3 protein-coding genes and 1 pseudogene are annotated in these 3,954 nt (G+C 43.2%); 3 read left to right on the top strand and 1 reads right to left on the bottom strand.

Annotated features, from left to right (window positions below; translation table 11 throughout):
• The first annotated feature begins 499 nt into the window (after positions 1-499).
• Positions 500-1,729: pseudogene (locus F6K37_RS34160) on the top strand (ISAzo13 family transposase).
• A gap of 1 nt (position 1,730) precedes the next feature.
• On the top strand, positions 1,731-1,991 hold the full coding sequence (locus F6K37_RS34155; RefSeq protein WP_287255220.1) for a hypothetical protein: 261 nt from the start codon (positions 1,731-1,733) through the stop codon (positions 1,989-1,991).
• 148 nt (positions 1,992-2,139) lie between these two features.
• Here the strand turns inward: F6K37_RS34155 and F6K37_RS34150 are convergent, their stop codons facing one another.
• Entirely contained in the window at positions 2,140-3,387 is a 1,248-nt protein-coding gene (locus F6K37_RS34150) for an RNA-guided endonuclease InsQ/TnpB family protein (RefSeq protein ID WP_287255218.1), read from the bottom strand.
• On the opposite strand from F6K37_RS34150, the gene F6K37_RS34145 reads away from it, so the two are divergent.
• Positions 3,362-3,784, top strand: a complete 423-nt coding sequence (locus F6K37_RS34145; protein WP_287255216.1) for a hypothetical protein — start codon at positions 3,362-3,364, stop codon at positions 3,782-3,784. The two genes, F6K37_RS34150 and F6K37_RS34145, sit on opposite strands and share 26 nt — an antisense overlap.
• The last annotated feature ends 170 nt before the right edge of the window (positions 3,785-3,954 follow it).

Below are 3,954 nucleotides of genomic sequence, written 5' to 3'. Positions count from 1 at the left end.
CATTTTTGGGATGTGAGTGGTTTCTTTCCTGAGAATGCTGGCTCCCCCAACCAGATGTCAATGCCCAAAGCGCCCATCCCTGGTAAGGGGTTCGTGAAATCGCGCTCAACTTTTGTCAGTCAACCAGGTATAGCTACCTAAGGCTTTATGTAAAAATAACTTGAACATTTTTGCTCTTGGTGAGATAATGAAAATATATTCAAGGGAGATCAGGGGGTAACATCAGCCCTCATGCATATTACTCGGCTTATTGACCCATGACTCAATCTCGATACAGTGGCAAATTGACCCTCCTTTCATGGTCTTGATGCAAAGGTCGAGTGGGGGAAACCCGACTCGTTGGACTGCATCCGTTTGATGAAGCTCCGAACCGTAATAACATAGTCCAAGCTCTGTCCAACGTCAGCATGTATATTTGGGAAGCTTATGGGGTGAACTCCTTACCCAGTAAGGAGTTCAGCTTGCCTGTCGCCATCCCAGATTCAATGGATACATTGAAATGCCTAATCATCTGGTTATTGACAAGATTCGAGAAAAGTATAATTCCTTATTACCTTATTTAAACGAGAAAACTCGTCGTATTTGGGCAGCAACCGAAGCTCGAAGCTTGGGGTGGGGGGGTATTACTCTAGTGGCTATTGCCACAGGTCTTTCTCGCACGACCATTCATGCCGGAATCAGGTTACTAGGGAGCTTTGAGGGGGAAAAAACGGAGAATGACTCTGGTAGAATTAGGAGTAGTGGGGGTGGCAGAAAACTACTCGAAGAACAAGACCCCATGCTATGATCAGACTTGGAATCATTAATAGAACCGATGACAAAAGGAGATCCAGTATCACCTCTTAAATGGACTTCTAAAAGTGTCGTAAAACTAGCTGAAGCTTTAAATGCGGGTGGACATAGAATTAGCCCCAAAAGTGTTTACAATTTGCTGTTAAATCTTGGTTACAGTTTACAAGCCAATCGGAAAACTCGTGACGGCTCATCTCACCCTGATCGAGATCAGCAGTTTTTACACATTGCCAACCAAGTTAAAGAGTTCCAGTTACAGAAAGAGCCAGTAATTTCTGTAGATACCAAAAAAAAAGAATTAATTGGCGACTTGAAAAACCCAGGAAGGGAGTGGTGTGAAAAGCAACATCCCCAAGAAGTAAAAATACATGATTTTGTAGACCCGGAATTAGGAAAAGTCATTCCTTACGGAGTTTATGACAAAACCTATAATCAAGGCTGGGTAAATGTTGGTATTGACCATGACACCTCTGAATTTGCTGTCTTCTCAATTCGTCATTGGTGGTATTCCATGGGACAACAACTTTATCCCAACAGCCAAAAGCTAATGATTACAGCGGATTGTGGCGGAAGTAATGGTTATCGTTGTCGCTTGTGGAAATTGAAGCTACAAGAATTAGCCACAGAGATAGAAAGAACCATTTATGTAAGTCATTTTCCTCCTGGTACAAGTAAATGGAATAAAATTGAGCATCGTTTATTTTGTCATATTACCCAGAATTGGCGAGGTAGACCCTTAACAAGCCATGAGGTCGTGATTAATTTAATCCGTAATACTACCACAAAACAAGGGTTAAAAGTTGAAGCACGCTTAGATCAGAATCCCTATCCAACAGGGATCAAAGTGACAGACCAAGAAATTAATGCCATTGCCATTGAGCGAAACTCTTTTCATGGGGAATGGAACTATATAATTAAGCCTCTTTCTCGGGACTAGATTGTTAAAGTTATTTTTACATGACTCCTTAGCTGCTAGTGCAGGTATTGGCTCAGTTGTTGGCTCAATTATTGGTTCAGCTGCTGGTGCAGGTACTGGTTCGGTTACTGTCTCAGTTACTATCTCAGTTACTGGCTCAGCTATTGGTTCGACAGCTGGTGCAGTTACGGATTCAAAGTCCTTCCCAAATTCCGCCAAAAAAGTACCATTGAACTCACTGCTGATACTAAATCCTGTTCCCATACCCCCCTTATCCGCATAGCCATAGATTCCTGGCATACAAAAATTTGGTCGATTTTTATAAAGGGGTTTTGACAAACGGATTTGGGATGACATGGGTTTTTCCCGTGGACTTGTCTAAAAACACTACAGGATGATTTACATCTCCGATACTTTTTGGCTACCAAAGTCTACCAAGTAGACCTTAGCCCGCCAATGCAAGATGCTTTCGCATCCAGGGGGTATCTCCCAAGGCTATATGCGAATATCCCGCGAGCGCCGTTGATATCTCTGTCCATTACACGCCCATCAATGTTTGACCTGATCAACTTGCTTGCGCCAATATTGACCAATTCCCCAGTCCAGCTAACCGTCTTGCTGGTGTAGGCTTCACAGACATCGACAACAACCTTGTTTTTTTCGATGGCTTTGTGCTTCAAGAATTCTTGAAACCGGTAATGAGCAAATGTCAACATATTTCGGGCAGTTTTCGATCGGATTTTTCGGCTTGCCTTTTTGGACATTTGGGAAGTCTCAAATGTAGGAAGGAGGATTACATCGAAATTGTCAGTAAGAAACTTTGCCGTTTTATGATGCAACTCATTCACTAAGTTCTGAATCTTGATCACCATCCGTCTTGCTGCTTTTTTCATTCGACGCTTTTGCCTTCCCTTAGCTTTGCTAATTTTCGAGATTAGATTATCTAAGTGCTGGCCGAGGCGTTGAATGCGAGAAAAGTCCCCCGTGCCTATCTTTCCTATAGAATTCTCGCCAAAGAAAGTGGCGAAAGTCCTCACCCCAGGGTCTATAGCTACTACTCTACCTTGGTTTTCGGTTTCTTTTTTAGCAGTAGTATGCGGCACAGACAAATAAATTTTACCGTTAGTACTGACCAGACGACAATCACAAATACTAGCTGGGAGAGGTTCAGCAAAGCAAACTTTTCCCAATTTTGTGTGATAAATGCCTTGATCTGATACAGCTGACTTTGGAATATAACAAGACTGCACAGGATTTTTTCTAGATCTGAATCTAACCCTGTTAATTTGAAAAGTCTTTTTGTACTTTTTCTTGGCCTCCCTCACGGCGGTGCAAGCATCCTTTATCCCTATTGATTTTATCTGATAAGGTACTGCCTTGCACCACTCAGGAAGGTCGTTTAGGATTCCAGTTTTAATAGCCTTCCAATTGGCTTTTATCTCTCCGCTCTGGAGTAATTTGATGGTCTTGTTGAATACATAACGGGACACTCCAAACCATTGACGAACCATCCGCCTTTGCTCAGCACTTAGGAAGACTCGAATCTTCTTTGATTTTTTTGCCGTATTTTCGGAGTCCGTGAACCCTGCAAGAGAAGACGTGAATGATTCAGAGAAGATCTGCTGTGAGTTCGGATCCTCGACAGCTTTCAGGTTGGTCGAGAACCAAGATTTTTCCACCGTTGAGTTCTGCCAAGTATTCAAACAGTTCAAAACCGAATCTGGTAAGTCTGTCTCTACAGGCAACAACAATTGTGAGCTGACATCCCTGCATAAGTCGTTCCAGTATGGCTCTAAGTCCTTTCCTTTTGTAGTTGAGTCCTCAGCCAATGTCAAAGATGATTTCCGCTTCCGGAAAAAGCGAGTGCATGTACGCGACTTGCCTGGCGAGGTCGTCAAATTGTTTACTGCTGCTGACTCGACAGTAACAGATGGTGACTGGCTCAGGGGCTTGTCGTTTTCCCAAAGTGGCAAGACTAACTGTATCGAACAGTCGATACCCGCTTGGGGTTCGCTCACATTTGATGGTGCCATTGTCTGCGTATTTCCTGTTAAGTGGTTTGAGAGAGTCCCGTAAGTTCGACCGCCTTACGGAGTGGTACTAGGGTCATGTCTCTATTCTAGGGCGTGTCATCAAATAGGTGTCAATCCAGTTTAAAATAGATAAATTCTTGGCGAGTTGAGTAATTTCAGGAGTGGTACAATGACGCGCCGCTATGCTTTGCGGAATGACCAGTGGGAACGCAT

Origin of the sequence: Moorena sp. SIO4E2 (assembly GCF_010671945.1) — a bacterium.
GTDB lineage: Bacteria > Cyanobacteriota > Cyanobacteriia > Cyanobacteriales > Coleofasciculaceae > Moorena > Moorena producens.
Note: the sequence above shows the minus strand (reverse complement) of the source record. Positions and strands in the feature narration are given on the sequence as shown.